Raw genomic sequence first — 20,800 nt, forward strand, 5'->3', positions numbered from 1 at the left:
CCGGAGCTCCGCGCCCACCACGACCTCCCAACGATCGGGGGCGCGCGGGGCGGGGGGCGCGCGGGCCGGCCCCCCCCCCCCCCCCCCCCCCCCCCCCCCCGCCACCCCCCCACCCCCGCCCCCCCCCCCCGCCCCCCCCAAGACAGGGTCACCGCCGCCGAGTCCCGAAAATACTTCGGCTGATCTCGCGCCCCGCGGCGGTGGCGGCGGAGCGGAGGAATCCCTTGACCGCGGGGTTCTTCATGATCCGGTCGGCCGCCGACTCCTCGGGTTTCGAGGGCCGGCGCTCGGGCTCCGGTTCCGGTTCCGCCGCAGCCACTTTCGCGGCGAGACGTTCGTACGCCGATTCCCGATCGATGGTCTCGCCGTACTTCGAGTGCAACTCACTACCCTGCGCGGCCGCGCGAATATCGTCCTCCCCGATGGTATCCATCAGCGACCGCGGCGGGCGCAGCCGCGTCCAGGCCACCGGGGTCGGCGCACCCTTCTCCGAGAGCACTGTCACCACCGCCTCGCCGATACCCAATGTGGTCAGCGCCTGCTCCAGGTCGTAGGCGCTGGTCTTCGGGTAGGTGCGCACGGTCTTGGTGAGCGCCTTCTGGTCCTCCGGGGTGAAGGCGCGCAGCGCGTGCTGTATCCGCGCACCCAGTTGCGACAGCACCTGATTCGGCACATCGGTCGGCAACTGCGTGCAGAAGAATACGCCGACACCCTTGGACCGGATCAGCTTCACGGTCTGCTCCACCTGATCCAGGAAGGCCTTCGACGCGTCATTGAACAGCAGATGCGCCTCGTCGAAGATGAAGACCAGCTTGGGCTTGTCGATGTCGCCGATCTCGGGCAGCGTCTGGAACAGATCGGCCAGCACCCACATCAGGAAGGTGGAGAACAGCACCGGCCGCGACGACTGCGCACCCAGCTCGAACAGCGTGATCACGCCCCGCCCGTCGACCGTGCGCAGCAGATCGGCCGGGTCCAATTCCGGCTCGCCGAAGAAGGTGTCACCGCCGTCGTTCTCCAGATTCACCAGCGACCGCAGGATCACACCCGCGGTAGCGGCCGAGACGCCGCCGATGCCCTTCAGATCCTCCTTGCCCTCCGGACTGGTCAGGTGCTGAATCACCGACCGCAGGTCCTTGAGATCCAGCAGCGCGAGCCCCTGCCGGTCGGCCCAGTGGAAGATCAGGCCGAGCGTCGATTCCTGAGTCTCGTTGAGCCCCAGCACCTTCGACAGCAACACCGGACCGAACGACGTGATGGCGGCACGAATCGGCACCCCGATACCCTCGGTGCCCAGGGAGACGAACTCGGTCGGGTAACCCGCTGGGGCCCACTCGCTATCGCCGGTTTCCCGGGCCCGCGCAGCAACCTTGTCGCCGGGCGCCCCGGGCCGCGACAGTCCCGATAGGTCACCCTTCACGTCGGCCAACACCACCGGCACCCCGGCGGCGGACAGCTGTTCGGCGATGCCCTGCAACGTCTTCGTCTTACCGGTACCCGTGGCGCCCGCGACCAGACCGTGCCGGTTCATCATCCGCAGCGGAATGCGCACGCGCGCAGCCGGATCCACGGATTCGCCTACCACGACGGTCCCCAGCTCCAGCGCGGCACCCTCGAAGGCGTATCCCGCCGCGATCTCCTGCGCGACCGTATTGCCGGATTCCATTTGCGGCGCAGAGCTTTTCGCATCGCCGGAAGCGGCAGCCGAGAGTTCCGCGTCCTGCTCCTGACCCTCCGCATCTGTCGCCTCGCGCTCAGCGGCCTCCGCCGCGGCCGCCGCCTCCGCAGCGACCCGCGCCGCCTCCGCAGCCGCCTGACGCGCCGCCGCGGCCTTCTCCTGAGGGGTTGTCATCACCGATCCTCCGTCTGCCCTGCCAACTTCCCGCCAACATTGCCGACCGCCTGACCAAAGCGCGGATCTGCGCAAACCATATCCCTCAGTACCACTGCGCGGGAGCAACCCGTGCACAGCAACTTCACGGCGACACAGTCGTGCCACATCCGGTCCCGCATTGCGGCGGCCCGTACGGCAGTACCGGCCGATCCCACGCACCGGCCGCCGGTTCGCCGAACGGCCGCCGACCGCGCTGTAGTGTCGACCGGGTGTCGGAGAAATACATGGTGTGGATGGATTGCGAGATGACCGGCCTGCGGCTGGACAGCGACAAGCTGATCGAGGTCGCCGCGCTGGTGACCGACAGCGATCTCAATATTCTCGGTGACGGTGTCGACATCGTCATCCACGCCGACGACGCCGCGCTGGCCGCCATGCCGCCGGTGGTCCAGGAGATGCACGCCCGGTCCGGCCTCACCGAGGAGGTTCGCCGCTCCACGGTCACCATGGCCGAGGCCGAGCGCCAGGTGCTCGACTACGTCAAGCAGTACGTGCCCACGCCCCGCACCGTCCCGCTGGCCGGCAATTCCATCGCCACCGACCGCGGCTTCATCGCCCGCGACATGCCAGACCTCGACGCCCATCTGCACTACCGCATGGTCGACGTCAGCTCCATCAAAGAGCTGTGCCGCCGCTGGTACCCGCGCATCTACTTCGGCCAGCCCGAGAAGGGCCTCGCCCACCGCGCCCTGGCCGACATCAAGGAATCCATCCGCGAACTCGAGTACTACCGCCGCACCGCCTTCGTCCCCGCCCCCGGCCCGGCCACAGCCGACATCGCCGCAGTCGCCGCCGACCTCCTCTCCCCTCAATAAACCCCAGCTCACCGCCCCGATTAGGCGCTTCACCAAGGTACGCGATACGATCTAGCCCGCCGGTGCCAACCGGCAATGGTGGCTGTAGTTCAGTTGGTAGAGCACCAGGTTGTGATCCTGGCTGTCGCGGGTTCGAGTCCCGTCAGCCACCCTGAAGATCAGGTCAGGTCCGGTCAATCGACCGGACCTGACCTGTTTTCGTGGAATTCCCGCGGTCCCTACTTCCACCAAGCACGCGGTGGCACCTGGTGCTACAGCGCGTACACTGGGCATTATGGCCCATCCTGAAATCACCCAGCGCGACCTACGCAACCGGTCCAAGGAGATCATGGACGCGGTCCAGCACGGTCAGTCCTTCACGGTCACCCGCGACGGACACGAGATCGGCGAGTTGATTCCGCTGCGCCGCAAACGCCGCTTCGTCACCCAAGAAGAGTTCGCGGCCATGTCCCGCAACGCGCCCTCGATCGACCTCACAACCTTCCGCGCCGACCAACACATCGCACTCGAGCACGACGCGGACGACGCATATGAGCGTTGATCCAGCGCTCGCAGACGCAGGCCTGCTCGACACGAATATCATCATCCTGCGGCAGTGGATCGACGCAGCCGAACTGCCCGCCAGGATGGCGATCAGCGCAATCACCCTCGCAGAGCTGTCCGCCGGGCCGCATGAGGTCCGCAGCAATACCGAACAGAAGGACTACGACGAGCACGAGGAGCGCGCCCGCAGGCTGGAGATCCTGCAACGCGTCGAGAACGAATTCGACCCGATACCGTTCGACGCCGAAGCCGCCCGCATCTACGGCCGCATTGCCGCGGCCGTCATCGCCGCAGGTCGCAAACCGCGACGCCGACTCGCCGACCAGATGATCGCAGCCATCGCAATTGCCAACAGTCTCCCGCTGTACACCACCAATCCGGCCGACTATCAAGGCCTCGACAAACTACTCACCATCATCAGCATCAAGCGCCCGGCACACTGAACTCGACCGGTTACAACGCCCTTCCGCTTTTGCAGCTGGGGCAGAACGATGCAGGTCGGTCCTGGGCTGAACTGCGGTGTCAGCCGCCCTGAGCCGCCCGGGTCGGCCGGTCGATCCGCTGACTCGGGCTTGTTTCGTCTCCCGGGTCGACACCGATGTCGTCGGCGAGGGTGATGAAGCCGCGGCAGCGGCAGCGGAGGTCGTAGGCGCACAGGGTCCAGTCGTCGGGGCCGACGCCGGGGACGGTGCTCGCCCGGCCGCGGCACACCCCCACGGTCGGGTCGTGGGCCACGTAGAGGTGGCCGCAGAGTTCACAGCGGCGGCGCGACACTTGTCGCGAAGTGACAACGAGCCAGGCCACATACGAGAATGCGGCTGCCACACCGACGAGCTGTAGCAGTTGTGACGAATACATTCTCTGCCCTCACCTTTTTCGATCGACCGCGATGCGGCGCACTTGCCGACCTCCACGTTCAGAGTGACCCACCGGCGACCGGATGAGATTGTCCGATTCGCACAATCTGCCAGAGTGTCGTTGGGGATGCCGTACAGTCACCGGAGGCAGTGTGAGTTCGTGCAGCAGGAGTAGCGGTCGGTAGCGATGGTCAAGTTGGATCGCCTGATCAACATCCTGGGCAGGTACGGCACCCGGCTGCACGGGCACGCGGCGGCGCGCGACACCGAGCTGCACAGCGTGACGGTGCACGACCCGGTGCGCCCGCACTCCGCCGTCGGGGACGTTTTCCTCGCCGTGGGCATCGCCGATCTGCAGGAGGCCGTCGCACTGGCCGCGCGCACGCGGGCCATGCTCGTCGTCGCCCGGACCACCGAGCAGCCCAGCCGAACTCTCATCGACACGCTCGAAAAGGCCGGTACCGCATTACTTCTCGCGGACCCGGCGGTGTCGTGGAGCCAGATCGCGTCGGTGGTCTACGGATTGGTGCTCGAGGGCCGCGAGACCGAATCGGGCCGGGGGCCGAGCGACCTGTTCGCCCTCGCCGACACGCTCGCCGCCACCCTCGACGCCCCCGTGACGATCGAGGACCAGCTGTGCCGGGTGATGGCGTATTCGAGTACGCCTCACGACACCGATCCGGTCCGATTAGACACTATCCTCGGCCGTCGCATGCCGGACCACGTACGCGGCCTACTCGAACACCAGGGCGTGTTCGACCACCTGGCGCGCACCGACGCCCCGTTCCACATTCCGCCGTCACCCGAGCACGGACTGCGGGGACGCACGGTGGCGGCCGTCCGGACCGGACGCGAACTGCTGGGATCGCTGTGGATCTCGTCGGAGGACCCCCTCTCCCCCACCCAGTCGCGGATCCTGGAGGACGGCGCCCGCACGGTCGCACTGCATCTGCTGCGGTCCCGGGTCAGCGCCGATCTGGAGCGGCAGGTCGAATCCGAACTGGTGATCCAGCTTTTGGAGGGCAGCCCGGACGACGAGGCGGTCGCCGGCAAACTCGGCATACCGGCCGAGCACCTGCGCGTGATCGCACTGCAAGCGCACACGGAACTGGAGCGGCACGCCGGGATTCTGCTCGCCTTCGAACGAGCCACCACCGGGTTCGGCTGGTCCCGGGTCGGACGCAGCACGCTGTTCGGCAACACGGTCTACACCCTGCTGCCGACCGGGGACGATCCGGCACAGGCCTATCGCTGGGTCCGAGATCTGGCCGCCGGGCTGCCCGCGCACATCGAGATATTCGCCGGGATCGGCGGGCCCGCGAATCTGCGCGAGGTCGCGGCGAGCCGTCAGGAGGCCGACGAGTGCATGGCACTGCACATGAGTTCCGGTGACCCGGTGCCGGTCTGTTACGACACCGCGTGGGACCGGGTACTGATTCAGCGGTTGAAGTCGGTGGCGTCGAAAGGCCGTCTGCCCGCGCGGGATCCGGTCGCGCAACTGGCGGATTACGACGCCCGCAACGACACGCACTACCTCCCGACACTGAAATCGTGGCTGGAGGCGCACGGCGAATTGTCCGCGGCCGCAAAGATGTTGGATGTCCACCCCAACACCGTGCGCAACCGCATCAACCAGATGAGCCGGATCGTCCCGCTGCACCTGAACGATCCCCAACAGCGCGTCGCCATGCTGATCGCGCTGTCGGTCCGCTCCCCCGACTCTCCTTCGGAGTAGGACGACCGCGCCTGCGTGCGGTCGAAACCCCTGCAGCACAACGGATTACGATGTCGTGTGGGCCGTAAGGTCGTCGAGCAGGATCATGACCTCACCCTGTCGCTTGACCACCTCCGTGAGCCGCACCCGCAGACCGAGCAATTCGGCACCGGTGAACGCGGACTCCGCCCGGTGCTGCACGCGCTGCCATTCGCTGTGCGCGGAGACGTTGCCCAGCAACAGATCCCGCGACTCCTCCGCGATCCCGATCCGCGCGTACACGTCGATCGAGGCGTGCGGCGAACGCACCCACAGGTTCACCGCGTCCAGCTGCCCGGCGATCGCGAGCGCCCGGCCCGGCTTGGCCACCAACTCGACCTCCAGCCCGTCGGTCGCCAAACGAACCAGCAGGACCAACGCCCGGTGATCAGCCCCCGCGGCGCCGTCGCTGTAGACGCCGGGCCGCTTGGCGGGCGCTCCCTCGGCGAACGTGGTCAGATGCGTACGGCTCGCCCCGTCGCCGGTGATCTCCCACTTCCCCTTGTCCTCGAAGTCGTCCAACAGCACCTCGACCGAGGCGTCCGACATCGTCACCCTCCCTGTGCTCCGCAACCGATTCCGGCCGCATGAACCCTACCCGCGGTCGGCGCGAGGTTCATCGGACATCAGGTAGCCAGTACCGGGAAAGCTTGCGACGCGACAGGATTCAGCGGTGAACCGGAATCCGTCAGTCCTCCTCGGCCGGGAGCGCACCGGCTTTCACCGCGCGAACCAACTCCTCGTGGTCGGCCTCGGTGCGGTCGGCGTAATCGAGGGCGTAGCGGGCATAGGCCGGGTCCATCTTGTCGCCGTCCGCGCAGTAACCGGCCAGGATGCGCGGGTCGATGGAGCGGCTGTGCGCGCGGGCCAGCAGAGCGCCCGCGAGGCGGCCGTAGTCGTCGAGATGGTCGCGCTTCAGCTCCGTGACCTCGATGGAGCCCTTGCGATTTCGGAACTGCCGCACGATGTACGGGCGCTCGCCGATCGTCGCCCAACCCAGCAGAATGTCGGTCTCGGCCTGCACCAGCCGCGCGCCGTTCACGATCCGCCGGCCCTCGTGCGGCACCGGTGCGAGGCCCAGCGCCTGCTGCAACGCGCTCGGCCGGGCCTGCTTGGCCTGTAGCACCAAAGCCTCGTCGCCGTTGCCGCGCAACAGGATCAGATAGTTGCGCAGTCCGACGCTGCCCGTGCCGACCACCCGGAACGCCACGTCGCACGCCGTGTACCGCCGCACCAGATGCGCCCGCGACTCGCGGAGGGTGTCCACGTAATCGTCCAGTGCGGCGACGACCTCATCGGCCGTCGCGTCGGGCACCTCGGTCAGCACGGGCGGGTCGGCGACGAATCGCCACTGCCCGCCCTCGGCGCTCGTCGTCTTCGCCGCGATCTTCGCGCTGGTGTTCTTCTTCGCCTTCCCGGCGGCCTTGGCGAAGTCGTCGAGCAGTTCGTCGGCCTCGACGCGGTCGATCACCGACTCGTCGCCCAGCGCCGTCCACGATTCCAGGAACGGCAGCCGCGCCAGGTGGTCGATGGTGCGGCGGTAGCTGCGGGCGGCGTCGTGCGCGGCCTCGCGACAGCCGTTCTCCGACACTCCGCCCACCCGGCCCGCCAGCACCAGGCTGGCGGCCAGTCGCTTCAGGTCCCACTCCCACGGGCCCGGCGCGGTCTCGTCGAAGTCGTTGATATCCATGACGATTCGACCGTCGGAAGTGCCGTACAGCCCGAAGTTCGCCGCGTGCGCGTCGCCGCACAACTGCGCGGTGAGGCCACTGCTGGGCGTCACGGCGAGGTCATCGGCCATCAGGGCGGCGCTGCCGCGGAAGAACGCGAACGGCGACTCGAGCATGCGCCCGACCCGCAGCGGTATCAGCTCAGGTACCCGATCGGCATTGCTCGCGTGCACGAAATCGACGATCGACGGACGGTCGTCGGGCAGCGCGAGTTCCCGATGTTCGCTGTGATCGTCGTCCTCCCGCAGCGCGCGGCCGCGGGCGTACGCCTCCTCCGGATCCAGCCACTGGTCGAACATGCCCGCTCCTCGCTGTCTGCCGTCGCACGGTCAACGTGCGGGCGGGCGAAGCGGGTTCCGCGCAGCGGCTCGGGCATCGCCGGGATCACATCGTCACCAACTGCCGTCGGCGTTGCCCGCCCTCCACTCCGACCACGGGATGTTCCAGTCGCCCAGCCCGTCGATGCCCGACAGCGTGTCGCCCACCGTGTTCTTCACGATGGCGATATCGCCGCGTTTGGCGTTCTCGTAGACCCAGCGCGCGTCGACGGGACTGAGATTCAGGCAGCCGTGGCTGGTGTTCGAGTAGCCCTGCGCGCCCAGTGACCACGGGGCGGAGTGCATGAAGATGCCACTGTAGGACATCCGGGTCGCGTAGTCGACGGGTGTGCGATAGCCGTCGGGACCGGTCGCCGAGACGCCGTAGGTGGAGGAATCCATGATGATGTGGTCGAACCGGTCGCTGATGATGTAGATGCCGTTGTTCGTGGGCGCGGACGCCTTGCCCATCGAGGTCGGCATGCTGCGGATCACCTCTCCGTTGCGCTCCACGACCACCGTCTTGGTGTTGTCGTCGGCGGTGAAGACGGTCGGCTCGCCGATCGTGAACGCGGAGTGGATGTCGCTGTCGCCGATCAGGCCGTTGCCGAGATTCTTGCCGTAGGTGTTGACGTCGACGTTGACCCGCGTGCCCGCCGCCCAGAAGTGCTCGGGCCGCCACCGCACCTCGCGGTTGTTCACCCAGTAGAAGGCGCCCTCCACCGGCGGATTCGTCGTGATCTTGATCGCTTCCTGCGCGGCGCGCCGATCCGGGATGTTCTCGTCGAACTGCACGGCCACCGGCTGGCCGATGCCGACCACCTCGTTCTCACCCGGCAGCAGCCACGGGTGCGTGCGGTTGCGCGGCGACAGCGTCGTGAAGCTCAGCGCGGTCGAGGTCTTGCCGCCCAGCCCGACCGCCTCCGCCTGCAACCGGTAGGTGCGGCCGAAGCCGAGTTGCTCGCCCACCTGCCAGGACTGCCCGTCCGGCGCGACCTGCCCCGGCACCTGGACGCCCTCCGGATTGACCAGCGTCACCGAGGCGAGCTTGCCGTCCTCGGCGCGGAGTTGCAGCGGCACGCCCGGGGACACCCCCGCCTCGCCGTCCTTGACCGGCACCACGAGCTTGGGTTTGATGAGGTCGGCCACGGGGTTGGGCTCGATCGCGGCCTTCGTGCCGTCGGCGCCCGAATTGCTGCACGCGGTGGCCGCCAGCCCCAGCACGGACAGTATCGCCACTGCCCCCAGCATCGTCCTCGACCGCCGTCGACCCCGCCATATACCCATGTCCAACCCCGTTTCATGTTCTCGGCGCCGCCGGGCCGCCCCGGCATGCTGCTCAACCCACCACGCTCGCGGGGATCGGTCGAGACCACGCCCCGCCTATTCTGCCAGCTGGAAGGGCCCGAAACGCGCAAACACGGCGGGCCCGCCGCATGGTCTGCCCCTTCATCCGTTCCCGGCCCCCATCCGTTAACAACCGGCGACACATTCCCTCCCCACCCCCACTGAACAGGCGATTTCACTTTCCCCACACCCGCCTGTTATGGTTTTCCCCGCACCGGAACGGAGCCCCCAGGGCCCCGCCACCGGGCCACGCACCAGCGCCATTAGCTCAATTGGCAGAGCAGCTGACTCTTAATCAGCGGGTTCGGGGTTCGAGTCCCTGATGGCGCACCTAAAATACCAGGTCAGGGCCTACGCATGGATGCGCATGACCTGTCCGGTCGGGCAATCGCCAAGACTATGCCAAGAATTCGGCACCAAACATTCCTTCACCTGGTCGTGCCAAGCCCCAGCTCCAGCACGGCCGATGAATCCGGCGCTTGCACCGGGGAAGCGATGTAGTGCCGCTCGGTGACGCCCTCACGGGAATGTCCCAGCTGCAACGTCGCGCGATGGGCGCTGCCGCCCGCTCCCGCGCCCTCGCCGGCCGCACCGCTACTCGCCGAGCCCGTGGGCGAAGGACGATGGCTCGTCGGCATGCTCCGCGGCACGATCGCCCGCTACCGCACCAGCCCTGAGGTGATCCGCCTCTACCACCAGCTCTCGCTCAACCCGCTGTTCACCCACCACATGAACACCAGCATCGACGTCGCCTACGGCCGTGACGAACAGCGCCCCCTCCGCCTGCGCTGCCCCACCGCGCGCGAACCCTTCGCATTCACCCTGCAAACCACCGCCATCAGCGACATCCCCGAAATCCGCGGCTTCCTCGCCTGGCGCACCCAAGATCCCTACCTCGCCCCGCCCGACCTGGCCATGTTCTAGCACCACCGCAGCGCGGTGCCGTCGCCACTGACCCTTCCATTGTGGCGACGGTGCCTCGCCTCCGCATATGTCCCCACCCTGCGCCGACCAGCGCTTGTCGGGAAAATGGCCCCGGTCATCCCCGCGCGGCGGAAGCCGTGGCGGAGATAGAGGCATTCGGCGAAGGTCGACGACGGGTGCCATGTGTTCTCGGAACCACGCCCATCGGCATCGCACGCGGGGCGTTATTCTCCGCTATTGGCGAGGGCTCGGGGCCGATACGTCGAGAGTGGTGTTCGCAAACTAATCGATCACGCCGGAAATTGCCTCCGGAAACGCTCGACCTCTTCTTCGCCGAGTTCATCGGACGAACTGGCCCAGGGGATGGAAGTGGGATCACCGAGATTCGGGCGCCCACCGTATCGATAGAAGTCCGCCAGTGCGGCATCGATCGTATTTTCGATGAATCTGTCCGGCTCCAGTTTCGTCAGCGAGTCGAAAACACAACTGATCTCCAGAACTTTTCTATGTTCCGGCAAGTCGTCCGTGGTGAGGTCCTCGTTGTATTCCAACCACTGCGACACCAGCTTGAAAGAATCGAACCAGTCTTCCTTCATAGAGAAGTGCGCCGCCTCGCCACCGATCTCGAGCGCCATATGCTTGGCATAGATAGCTACGAGCCAAACAGCATCGTCTATTGTGCCGTAGATGTAGATGCTCCCCCGAAACATGGTCATGAACTGATATATACACCAGCTAGGCCCAACTTTCAGGGCAATGCGCTACGGCATCAATTGCTCTCTACCTGCGACGAAGCCTTCATCGCGACGGTGCGTAGTGTTGCATTGAACGCAATTCATCGTCGGCCTTGGTAGCTGCTTCGATTTCAGGTAGGGCGGGATGCGCGGCCAGGTGTCGAGTTCGAGTTGTGCACCGTCGAGGGTGAATCTGACGCGCTGGGTTTCCTGGTAGGACTTGGCGGTGAAGCCGAGCATCTCGAGCAGGGTGTTGGTGGCTTCGAAGTCGTCCACGCTCACCTCTATTTCGCGGGTGCCGTCGATGGCGTCGCTGGTGATCTCTTCGACGGCGAGGGTGGTGCCGGTTCCATTGTCGCGCAGTCTGATCCACTTGGATTCGTCGCCGGGTGTGATGTCGTAGACAACTCCCACCCCGAACCGAGCTGCCACCAACCCCTGACCCGGGCCGACCCGCACGCGTCCGGGCAACCCGAAGCCACCGAACAGCCAGCGAATCCGGGTGCTTTCTGACTTATATTGCCTGGCAAGGTAATTCGATGTTTCCGAGTGTCTGCGGCCGCATGGTTGTGTTACCTTGCCTGAACAGTGTCAGGGAGGGAGCGCAGGTGGATCCGTTGACCATCATCACGACGGCGTTGATCGCCGGTGCCGCTGCCGGGGGTAAGGATGCCGCATCCGCGACGGTTCGCGACGCGTATACGGCGTTGCGTGATCGGCTCACCGGTGGCGGTGATAATTCCGGTGCCGTTGCGGTGATCGAGGCGAACGAGGCAGTGCCGGGCGGCAATGTCGGCGACCTCGAGGACACGCTGCGGCTGCGTCGTTCGGCCGAGGACGGTGAGCTGCGCTCGATCGCGGAGACTCTGCTGTCGAAGGTGCCGCCCGAGCGCGTCGAACAGGCCCGCAGCAGGATTGATCTGCGCCATGCGCAGGGTGTGCAGATCGGCGATTACAGCAACCAGCACAACACGTTCGGATGACCAGTGACGGTCGCGAGACCGGTACCGACGTAGCTGGTCCGGGCGGCGATGCGGGTACTGGTTCCGGCCGGGCGGTGGATGCCCGCCACGCACAGGGTGTGCAGATCGGTGATCACAACACGCAGGTGATCTACAGCTACCACGGAACGTGGAGCGATGGGGTAGCGCCGGCGCCGTTGATCGGGTTCACCGGCGAGGTCGAGTCGCCGTATCGAGGGTTGGGCTGGTTTTCCGAGCGGGACGCGCCGTTCTTCTACGGTCGTGACTCCGCGATCGACGAAGTGCGGCAACGGCTTTCCCGGCGTCTGAAGCAGGCCGGGATTCTCATAGTCACCGGAGTGTCGGGGGCGGGAAAGTCGTCGCTGGTTCGTGCCGGTGTCATCTCTCGCATCCACCGGGAGGGCTTGAAGGGGGCGCCGCAGGCACACGCGTGGCCGTGCCTGCTGCTCACCGCCGGGCACTCTCCGCTCGACGAACTAGCGATCGCCACCGCGCAACTTGCCGACCTGGACGCGACGACAGTACGCCGCGAATTGCATACGGATCCAGCGGGATTCGCCGTGACCGCCGCCCAAGCCGCCCGCAGATTGTCCACGCCCGAGTCCGGCGACGGTGGCGGGCTGATCTTGATTGTCGACCAATTCGAGCAGGTGTTCACCCAGTGCCCGGACCCTACGCAACGCCAGGCGTTCATCACAGCACTACACGCGGCGGCCACGACCAGGCACGCGGAAACCACGGTGCTGGTGGTTCTAGTGGTTCGCGCCGATTTCGAGGCCGGCTGCGGCGACTACGAAGAACTGATCGATGCGGTCCAGCACCACTATCTGGTGACCGCGATGACCGAGCGCCAGCTGCGGATGGCGATTACCGAGCCGGCCAAACAAGCAGGCTCCCGCGTCGATGACGATCTCACCGACCAACTGCTACGTGAAATACGCACCCGTGTCGCCGATTCCACCGCATCGGTAACGGAGCGGTCGGTGGCAGGGGTACTGCCGTTGTTGTCCTATGCACTGGACCGAACCTGGCGCCTGCGGGCCGCGGGCCCGATGACCATCGGCGCCTACGAACGCAGCGGCGGCTTGGAAGGCGCGGTGGCCGACAGCGCTCATCGTGCTTACAGCTCACTGACCCAGTCGCAGCAAAGCGTCGCGCGGCGGGTGTTCACCCGGCTGGTGATCGCCGGAACCGACGGCGCCGACACCGCCGACCGGGTCCAGCGCCGCGATCTGTCCTGGCGTGGGGTCGACGACAACGACGTCGACGCGGTACTTGCGGCGTTCGCCGGCGAGCGACTGCTGACCCTCGGCGCCGAGACCGTCGAGATCAGCCATGAGGTGTTGTTGTCGACGTGGCCGCTGCTGCGCGACACCTGGCTGGCCGAAACACGCGAGAACCGAGCGGTGTGTGCGCGGCTGCGTACCGCGGCGGCCGAATGGGAACGCCAGGACCGAGACGCTGCACACCTGTACTCCGGCAGGATCCTCGACTCGGCCACCGCCGCGGCGGATCACGTCGCGGCCGATCCAGCTCGCTACCCACCCCTCGGCGACAGCGAGCAACAGTTCCTCGCCGCGGGCATCCGGGCTCAGCGCCGACGCAGCAGGCAACGCTACGCGGCCGTCGGGGTATTGATGTTCCTGGTTGTCGCACTCACCGCCGCCACCCTTGTCGCGGTCCGCGCCAGCGTCCGGTTCGCACGCCAACGCGACCAGGCCGTAGCTGCCGAACTGGTCAGCCGCAGCGAACAACTTGCCCCCACCGACCCCGACGGCTCCCGAGTAACCGCCCTGGCCGCGTGGAGGATCGCTCCCGGCCCCGAGACCCGCCACGCCCTGCTCCTCGCCGCCGGCAACCCGGCCACAGCCAAGCTCCCCGTACCCGGCCAGGTGTCCTCGGTAGCGTTCAGTCCTGACGGCGCCACCCTCGCCACCGCCAGCAACGACGACACCGTCCGATTGTGGGACGTGCGCTCCCGGAAACCGGTCGGCGAACCACTCACCAGCAACCGCGTAATGTCCTCGGTGGCGTTCGGTCCCGAGGGGACCATCCTTGCGGCCGGCGGTGCCGACGGCACCGTCCGGCTGTGGAACGCACACTCCCGACAACCCATCGGCGAACTACTCAGCGGCAACAACCGCTCGGTGTACTCGGTGGCGTTCAGCCATGACGGTGGCACTCTCGCCACCAGCAGTGCCGACGGCACTGTCCGGCTGTGGGACGTGCGCTCCCGGCAACCGAACGGCGGACCACTCACCGGTCACACCGGGATCGTACTTTCGGTGGCATTCAGTAACGAGGGGACCACTCTGGCCACTGGCGGCGCCGACGGCACCGTCCGGCTGTGGGACGCACGCTCCCATCAGCCGATCGGCGAACCCCTCACCGGCCACACCGGCCCAGTGTCGTCGGTGGCGTTCAGTCCCGACGGCGCCAGCCTGGCCACCGGCGGCCAGGACCACACCATCCGATTGTGGGATGTGCCCACTCGGCAGCCGATCGGTGAACCCCTCACCGGCCATACCGGCCCAGTGTCGTCGGTGGCGTTCAGTCCCGACGGCACCGACCTGGCCACAGCAGGCTGGGACAACACCGTCCGACTATGGAACACGCGCTCCCGGCGACCCATCGGCGAACCCCTCACCGGCCACACCAGCCTGGTGTCCTCGTTAGCGTTCAGTCCCGACGGCACCGACCTGGCCACAGCAGGCTGGGACAACACCGTCCGACTATGGAACATGCACTCCCGGCGACCCATCGGCGAACCCTTCACCAACGACGCCGGCGAGGTGTACTCGTTCGGTCCCGACGGGACAACCCTCGCAGTCGGCAGCAATGACGGCGCCGTCCGGCTGTGGGACGTGCGCTCCCGACAACCCATCGGCGAACCCCTCACCGGCTCGGTGTCCTCACTGGTGTTCAGTCCCGACAGGGCCACCCTCGCGACCGGCGACAGCGACGGCACCGTCCGATTGTGGGATGCACACTCCCGAACACCGATCGGTGACCCGCTCACGGGCCGCACCGAGGGGGCGGTGTCCTCGATAGTGTTCAATCGCAACGGGACCACTCTCGCCGCAGCGAGCGCCGACGGCCCTGTTCGGCTGTGGGACGTGCATTCCCGAAAGCCGATCGATTCCCCGCCTATCGGTGATACCGGCACGTCACCCTTGGTGGCGTTCAGTCGCGACGGGACCACTCTGGCCACCGTCGGCAGCAACATGTTCGACAACGTCCGATTGTGGGACGTGCGCTCGCGTCGGCCGACCGGTCAACCACTTGCTGGCCGCACCGGCCGGGTGTCGTCGATGGCGTTCAGTCCCGACGGGGCCACCCTCGCCATCGCCGACGAAGACAACACTGTCAACAGCCTCCGGTTGTGGGACGTGCGCACCCGTCAACCGATCGGCGAGCCGTTCACCGGCTACACCGGCCCGGTGGCCTCAGTGGTGTTCAGTCCCGACGGGGCCACTCTCGCCACCGTTAGCCACGACGGCACCGTCCGGTTATGGGACGTACGCTCCCGCCGAACGATCGGTGAACCACTCGCCGGCCAGGTGGAGTCGATGGCGTTCAGTCCCGACGGAACCACCCTCGCCACCGCCGACCGGGACAACACCGTCCGGCTGTGGGACGTCGATTTCACAATCCGGCCCGAGATCTCGCTGTGCGAAGCGGCCCCCACCTTCTTCACCCACGACCAATGGAACAAATACGTGCCGACCGCACCCGCATACACGAAACTCTGTCCATAATCACCCTGCGCCGATGTCTTACACATGGTCCTGACACGTCCAACGCCATATGGGCCATGTGCACGCTGAACATGCCGTAGCTATGGCCGGACGGTCGAAGGGACGGGGCGGTGGATCTGCAGATTCGCATCGAGGGCGGGGCAGTCGACGACTATATGGCGCTGGCCGACTGGCTCAACGGCAACCGCAACTTCCGTGGTCGGGTCCGGCAGGTGACCGGTGCGCCTTCCGACGGTGGTGTGGTCGAGTTGCTCACTGTGGCGGTCGGGTCGGGCGGACTCGGCGTTGCCCTCACCATCATCGACGGGAACTCATGATCTTGCCGTCGAGGACGTACAACCGTTTGAAGATAGCTCGGCTCAGCCTGCGCCGGACCTTGCCGCTGGCCACGTTGATCTCCGGACTTGACATCACACGATCATATTCTTATTCGACGTTCCAATCCCTTCTCTGTACAGCATCCGCCCAGTCTGTTGAGATAATTGATCCGTCCGGCCGGATCTGCGCGCCAATGTCGGTTGCCGAACTGGTGATTGCGTAGACACGTTCACCGAATCCGGCCAAATCATCCGCAGGTATGCTTCTCGTCAGATCGGCTATTCCTTGCAGGAGGCTGACTCGAAGTCCGAAGACGCCGAAATCTACCGCTTCCATCTGGATGCCCGAGTTTGCGACGTACGGTTGACCAAGGTTCAGAGCTTCCACGAAGGGGACGTAATAGGAGTACAGATACCGGTCTATCGTCAAGTCGTCAATCCGTATCGAATCTTCTGCGGATTCATCAGGATCGAACGCGTCTACAACCAAGTTCTCCCCGGCACCTGGAAAGTGAGCGACGCACCCCAGCGCGAGGCTCGGTGGCGCTGACTCGATCGACAGCACAGAACGTTTCTGGTCCACGAGCTTGCCACGAAGCGCTCTCTCCATACCCCGAGAGCGCCCTTTCGCTTCAGCAAAGCGCGTAAGACAGGCCAACCAGCTCCGATCTGTCCAATTCATGTGCAAGCCGTGAGCGAGTAAGCCCGCCGTCAGGGCGACGACGAATATACGCTGGGACGACAGCTGAGCGGTGCAGGAATTCCCACAGTGATGCCCCGCCATGACCGAATCGGTCACCAGGGGCACGCCCGGTGGTGAACATGGCGTGTGCAAGTTCGTCGGCACTGAAAATCATTGAGCCATGGGGGTGCAACAGCAGCCGGGAATGAGAACGCGTTGTAATTCACCTCAAAGGTCGGCGTCACCGGAACTCGCATCACAGTCTTTCCCCCGTTGTTGCTGGCTTATCATTGCGGCTGCCTAAGACTATGGCAATCATGAGCATTCTGTCCTTTGATCACGTCATTTGGTAATGCCCGGCGCGACGGCCGATCCCGTGTTGTGTTGCCGGATGCAACCGACTTCGTTGGACCGGATTCGCATCGTCTACGGCACGGTCTCGGCCGAGCACGCGAGTGGTCCGGCCGAACGTGCGGGGCTCGGCGCGCCGGGCCGGCCTCCGAGCACGCCGGGCTGGATCCGCCCGGAGGCGGATACCGACGGCTATGTCGTCGTTCCGCGAGGTCCTCGGCCGCCGCCGGCGAACGGTCCGACAATGCAAAAGAATGCAGTGTGAATGCTTGCCGGGGTCGCTGCATTCGCGTACTGTCATTCATTGTGTTGCTCGCGCCGGAGCCGACACTCTTTGCGCGGCAGCGGTTTTGGGTGGGGGAGCCGATGCATACCGGAGGTGGGATCGTGTGCGGGGCATAATCCTGGCCGGAGGGCACGGCACCCGGCTCACGCCATTGACTCAGGTCATGTCGAAACAGCTGCTGCCCGTCTTCGACAAACCCATGATCTACTACCCCTTGTCGGTGCTCCTGCTGGCGGGCATCCGCGAGATTCTGCTGATCAGCACCCCTCGCGATGTGGGCCACTTCCAGACCTTGCTCGGCGACGGGCGCCGTCTCGGCATAGCGGTGCACTATGCCGTGCAGGGCGAACCGAACGGGCTCGCCGAGGCATTGGTCATCGGGCGCGGATTCGTCGGCGACGGCCCGGTGGCCTTGATCTTGGGCGACAACATCTTTCACGGGCACAACCTCGCCCGAATTCTGCAGGAGAGCATCGAGAAACTGAACGGCGCCACCCTGTTCGGCTACTCGGTGGCCGACCCGGAACGATACGGTGTCGCAGTCTTCGGCCGGGATGATCGCCTGATCGACATCGTGGAGAAATCCGATCGACCGCCCTCGTCGCTGGCCATCACCGGCCTCTACCTCTACGACAACGAGGCGCTCGACTACGCCGCGCAGTTGCGGCCGTCGGCACGCGGGGAACTCGAGATCACCGACTTGAACCGCCGCTTCATCCGGGAGGGCCGAGTCGACTTGGTGAACCTGGGCCGGGGCACCACCTGGCTCGACGCCGGCACCCACACCAGCCTGCTGGATGCCGGGAACTACGTGCAGGTCATCCAGAACCGGCAGGGTGTGCGAATCGCCTGCGTCGAGGAGGTCGCGTATCGAATGGGCATGTTGGACCGGGACGGTCTGGCGGCGGCGATAGCGGCCGTCGGATCGGCCTCGGAGTACGGAAAGTACCTGGAGCGAATACATCTGGAAGCCACCAGGTCGACGCGACCGATGTGACTGGAGGAGAGTGGGATGGGACCCACCGATCAGGCCGAACGCCTCATCCTGGCGGCAGGCTGCCGACCGGCAGACCTCGTCGCCGCCATCGAGGACATCGGCGCGCAGGCGGTCGGCGCGCTGATAGTCGACGAGTTGGTGTTCCGCTGTCGTCCGCCCACCAACGAGTACCGCATGGTGATCGATCTGGAACTGCGCCACGGCGGGGAAACATTCGGTCATTCCCTCGCCGTGCAATCGGGGCAACCCATCGGCGTGACCGCGGGGCGGGAGGAGACCGCGATCGCGCGTCTGGAGTTCGAGCTCGCCGACCTCGTCGCCGATCTGTACGGGCCACCGCGGGAGCGGGCCGCGGGCACCCACCGCACCGAATTGCGCTTGGCCGAGCCCGCGGTGCGCGCCGTCTACCTGCCGGTACTCGATCAGGCATGGCCCTCGATCGGCCGCGCGATCGACGCGGTGCTCAGCGGCCGCTCCGCCCGCTGCCCCGACCTCGGCGAGCTGGCGGTCCGATTCGGCTCCGACAAGTGGGGCACAGTGCACTGGTTCGCGCCGCATTACGAGATGCATCTACGGAGCCGCCGCGTCGATCCGATCCGGATTCTCGAGATCGGCATCGGTGGTTATCGTGACCCCGATGCCGGCGGCGAGTCACTGCGGATGTGGAAGGCGTATTTTCCGCGCGCCGTCGTTACCGGTGTCGATGTCTTCACCAAGCGCGGCGTGGAACAGCCACGTATCCGTACCGTGCGCGGCGACCAGAACGATCCGGCCTTCCTGACCACGCTGGCGGACGAACACGGGCCCTTCGACATCGTCATCGACGACGGCAGCCACATCAACGAGCACATCCTGACCTCGTTCGACACATTGTTCGACCATGTCCGGCCCGGTGGTCTGTATGTCATCGAGGACCTGTGGACCACCTATTGTCCGGGGTTCGGCGGGGTCGCGGAATCGGTCTCGCCGCCGACGACAGCCATCGGAATGCTGAAGAATCTCCTTGACAAACTTCACTACGAAGAGCGACCCGACGATCCCGGCGCCTCGCCCGCGAATCAGGTGGTGGGTGTGCACGTGTATCACAATCTCGCGGTGATCGAGAAGGGAATCAACGCCGAAGGCGGTATCCCGCCGTGGATTCCGCATTCGTTCGACGCCATCGTCGGTAACCCCGAAGGCGAGGATGTCGTCGATCGGGGGACCCGATGAAGATTCTGTTCGTGCCGTTCGAATGGGCCACCCACTATTACGCGATGACCTCGCTGGCCTGGGCCGCGCGCGCGGCGGGGCACGAGGTCCGGGTCGCGGCGCATCCCAGCATTACCGCAGCCGTGACCGGCTCGGGAATGATCGCGGTGTCGATCGGCGGCCGCTCCGACCTTTCGGCCGGAATGACGGAGCTTCGGCGCTCGCCGGAATTGCAGCGGGCGCGCAGCGAGCTGAGCGGCGATGTCGGCGATCTGTGGAAGCTGCCCGACGACAAGCTGGCGCCCATCCTGGCCTTCATGATGATTCCGCACGTCCGGATCGCCGAGGACGCGACGCCGGACCTCGTCGAGTTCGCGCGCGCCTGGCGGCCCGAACTCGTCATCGGCGATCCCCTGATGTACGCCGCACCGGTGGCTGCGAGTGTCGTCGGTGCCCCGCTCGTCCACCACCTGCTCGGCCCGGATTTCCTGCGCGTGATGCGTTTCCCGGGCCTCGGTGGTGACGCCGCGGTCGGCTGGCCGGAGGGTCTGCGGCGGCTCTACGACCGCTACGGAGTCGACATCGGAGCGGGCGCGGCCCTCCGCACGGTGGACCCGTGTCCGGAGCTGATTCAGGTGCCGGGAGTCCCCCGCCGGTCGCCCGTCCGCTTCGTGCCCTACAACGGGGCGGGCACATTGCCGCGCTGGTTGTCGGAACCACCTGCGCGCCAACGGATCTGCCTCACCTGGGGGACCAGCATGCAGGCCTTGAGCGGCGGCGCCGGGTCGCTGCTCCCCGAACTGCTCGAGGCGCTGCGCGGCCTGGATGTCGAGGTCGTCGTCGCGGTCCGCCCGCACGATCGAGATCAGCTGGGCGACCTGCCACCGAACAGCCGGGTGGTGGTGGACCTGCCGCTCGATATCCTGCTCCCGACCTGTGCCGCGATTCTCCATCAGGGCGGCGCGCAGACCATGCTCACCGCGGCGGCGCACGGTGTGCCACAGATCCTTGTGCCACAGATCATCGATCAGGGGCTGGTGGCCGAGCTGCTGACGAAGTCGGGCGCCGGGATCGGGCTGGATGCGAAGCACCTGCAACCCGGCCTGGTGCGGGAATCGGTCGGCGCGGCGCTGGGCGACGACGCCATCCGGAACGCGGCGGCCGAACTCAGGCGAGAGATAATGGCTCAGCCCAGCCCCGCCGAGGTCGTGCGGTCGCTCACGCAGGTGATTCGAGCGTGATCTCGGTCTTGCGCGACTGTTCCGCCGACATTGATGAATGCGTCCTGAATGCTGGTCGGAGGCACGGTCCCGTGCTACCT

General features: G+C 66.3%; 19 protein-coding genes and 2 tRNA genes. 13 read left to right on the forward strand and 8 right to left on the reverse strand.

The window, feature by feature from the left end; all coding sequences use genetic code 11:
• Positions 1 to 148 precede the first annotated feature (148 nt).
• Entirely contained in the window at positions 149 to 1,852 is a 1,704-nt protein-coding gene (locus QH470_RS30260) for a helicase HerA-like domain-containing protein (protein ID WP_280275784.1), read from the reverse strand.
• A gap of 266 nt (positions 1,853 to 2,118) precedes the next feature.
• On the opposite strand from QH470_RS30260, the gene orn reads away from it, so the two are divergent.
• From orn to QH470_RS30280, 4 genes are all read left to right on the forward strand, one after another.
• Positions 2,119 to 2,709: an oligoribonuclease gene (gene orn, locus QH470_RS30265; RefSeq protein ID WP_280275833.1), complete on the forward strand. Its 591-nt coding sequence runs from the start codon at positions 2,119 to 2,121 to the stop codon at positions 2,707 to 2,709.
• A gap of 78 nt (positions 2,710 to 2,787) precedes the next feature.
• Positions 2,788 to 2,860, forward strand: a tRNA-His gene (locus QH470_RS30270).
• 123 nt (positions 2,861 to 2,983) lie between these two features.
• Entirely contained in the window at positions 2,984 to 3,250 is a 267-nt protein-coding gene (locus QH470_RS30275; protein ID WP_280275785.1) for a type II toxin-antitoxin system Phd/YefM family antitoxin, read from the forward strand.
• Positions 3,240 to 3,695 carry a type II toxin-antitoxin system VapC family toxin gene (locus QH470_RS30280; protein ID WP_280275786.1) on the forward strand — a complete coding sequence of 152 codons (456 nt, stop codon included), beginning with the start codon at positions 3,240 to 3,242 and terminating at the stop codon, positions 3,693 to 3,695. Before QH470_RS30275 ends, QH470_RS30280 begins: the two co-directional genes overlap by 11 nt.
• A gap of 79 nt (positions 3,696 to 3,774) precedes the next feature.
• Here the strand turns inward: QH470_RS30280 and QH470_RS30285 are convergent, their stop codons facing one another.
• Positions 3,775 to 4,110 carry a hypothetical protein gene (locus tag QH470_RS30285; RefSeq protein ID WP_280275787.1) on the reverse strand — a complete coding sequence of 112 codons (336 nt, stop codon included), beginning with the start codon at positions 4,108 to 4,110 and terminating at the stop codon, positions 3,775 to 3,777.
• A gap of 186 nt (positions 4,111 to 4,296) precedes the next feature.
• On the opposite strand from QH470_RS30285, the gene QH470_RS30290 reads away from it, so the two are divergent.
• Entirely contained in the window at positions 4,297 to 5,844 is a 1,548-nt protein-coding gene (locus QH470_RS30290; RefSeq protein ID WP_280275788.1) for a PucR family transcriptional regulator, read from the forward strand.
• A gap of 45 nt (positions 5,845 to 5,889) precedes the next feature.
• Here QH470_RS30290 and QH470_RS30295 read toward each other — a convergent pair whose 3' ends face one another.
• From QH470_RS30295 to QH470_RS30305, 3 genes are all read right to left on the reverse strand, one after another.
• Entirely contained in the window at positions 5,890 to 6,411 is a 522-nt protein-coding gene (locus QH470_RS30295) for a hypothetical protein (RefSeq protein ID WP_280275789.1), read from the reverse strand.
• 139 nt (positions 6,412 to 6,550) lie between these two features.
• A complete protein-coding gene (locus tag QH470_RS30300) occupies positions 6,551 to 7,891 on the reverse strand; it encodes a DUF2252 domain-containing protein (RefSeq protein ID WP_280275790.1) in 1,341 nt (446 codons plus the stop codon).
• A 93-nt stretch (positions 7,892 to 7,984) separates the two neighbouring features.
• Positions 7,985 to 9,196, reverse strand: coding sequence for a L,D-transpeptidase (locus QH470_RS30305; RefSeq protein ID WP_280275791.1), 1,212 nt, complete (start codon positions 9,194 to 9,196; stop codon positions 7,985 to 7,987).
• 317 nt (positions 9,197 to 9,513) lie between these two features.
• Between QH470_RS30305 and QH470_RS30310 the strand changes: the two genes are divergently transcribed.
• Positions 9,514 to 9,586: transfer RNA gene (locus QH470_RS30310), tRNA-Lys, on the forward strand.
• 180 nt (positions 9,587 to 9,766) lie between these two features.
• On the forward strand, positions 9,767 to 10,180 hold the full coding sequence (locus QH470_RS30315) for a hypothetical protein (RefSeq protein WP_280275792.1): 414 nt from the start codon (positions 9,767 to 9,769) through the stop codon (positions 10,178 to 10,180).
• A gap of 290 nt (positions 10,181 to 10,470) precedes the next feature.
• Here QH470_RS30315 and QH470_RS30320 read toward each other — a convergent pair whose 3' ends face one another.
• Both QH470_RS30320 and QH470_RS30325 read right to left on the reverse strand, forming a co-directional pair.
• Positions 10,471 to 10,896, reverse strand: a complete 426-nt coding sequence (locus QH470_RS30320; protein WP_280275793.1) for a hypothetical protein — start codon at positions 10,894 to 10,896, stop codon at positions 10,471 to 10,473.
• Positions 10,897 to 10,941: 45 nt separating this feature from the next.
• A complete protein-coding gene (locus tag QH470_RS30325; RefSeq protein WP_280275794.1) occupies positions 10,942 to 11,346 on the reverse strand; it encodes a hypothetical protein in 405 nt (134 codons plus the stop codon).
• Between the two features lie 176 nt (positions 11,347 to 11,522).
• On the opposite strand from QH470_RS30325, the gene QH470_RS30330 reads away from it, so the two are divergent.
• The 3 genes from QH470_RS30330 (at position 11,523) to QH470_RS30340 (ending at position 15,972) form a co-directional block, all read left to right on the forward strand.
• Positions 11,523 to 11,897 carry a hypothetical protein gene (locus QH470_RS30330; RefSeq protein WP_280275795.1) on the forward strand — a complete coding sequence of 125 codons (375 nt, stop codon included), beginning with the start codon at positions 11,523 to 11,525 and terminating at the stop codon, positions 11,895 to 11,897.
• A complete protein-coding gene (locus QH470_RS30335; RefSeq protein ID WP_280275796.1) occupies positions 11,894 to 15,655 on the forward strand; it encodes an nSTAND1 domain-containing NTPase in 3,762 nt (1,253 codons plus the stop codon). Before QH470_RS30330 ends, QH470_RS30335 begins: the two co-directional genes overlap by 4 nt.
• A gap of 110 nt (positions 15,656 to 15,765) precedes the next feature.
• Positions 15,766 to 15,972, forward strand: coding sequence for an effector-associated constant component EACC1 (locus tag QH470_RS30340; protein WP_280275797.1), 207 nt, complete (start codon positions 15,766 to 15,768; stop codon positions 15,970 to 15,972).
• Between the two features lie 109 nt (positions 15,973 to 16,081).
• On the opposite strand, the gene QH470_RS30345 is transcribed toward QH470_RS30340, so the two are convergent.
• Positions 16,082 to 16,537: a hypothetical protein gene (locus QH470_RS30345; protein WP_280275798.1), complete on the reverse strand. Its 456-nt coding sequence runs from the start codon at positions 16,535 to 16,537 to the stop codon at positions 16,082 to 16,084.
• Positions 16,538 to 17,394: 857 nt separating this feature from the next.
• Between QH470_RS30345 and rfbA the strand changes: the two genes are divergently transcribed.
• From rfbA to QH470_RS30360, 3 genes are read left to right on the forward strand one after another with little or no spacing between them, the layout of a single operon-like run.
• Positions 17,395 to 18,288, forward strand: coding sequence for a glucose-1-phosphate thymidylyltransferase RfbA (gene rfbA, locus QH470_RS30350; RefSeq protein ID WP_280275799.1), 894 nt, complete (start codon positions 17,395 to 17,397; stop codon positions 18,286 to 18,288).
• A gap of 15 nt (positions 18,289 to 18,303) precedes the next feature.
• On the forward strand, positions 18,304 to 19,500 hold the full coding sequence (locus tag QH470_RS30355) for a class I SAM-dependent methyltransferase (RefSeq protein WP_280275800.1): 1,197 nt from the start codon (positions 18,304 to 18,306) through the stop codon (positions 19,498 to 19,500).
• Positions 19,497 to 20,720 (forward strand): nucleotide disphospho-sugar-binding domain-containing protein, encoded by a 1,224-nt coding sequence (locus tag QH470_RS30360; protein ID WP_280275801.1) that lies wholly within the window; start codon positions 19,497 to 19,499, stop codon positions 20,718 to 20,720. Before QH470_RS30355 ends, QH470_RS30360 begins: the two co-directional genes overlap by 4 nt.
• Positions 20,721 to 20,800 lie beyond the last annotated feature (80 nt).

This window comes from Nocardia wallacei, assembly GCF_029868745.1.
Lineage (GTDB): Bacteria > Actinomycetota > Actinomycetes > Mycobacteriales > Mycobacteriaceae > Nocardia > Nocardia wallacei_B.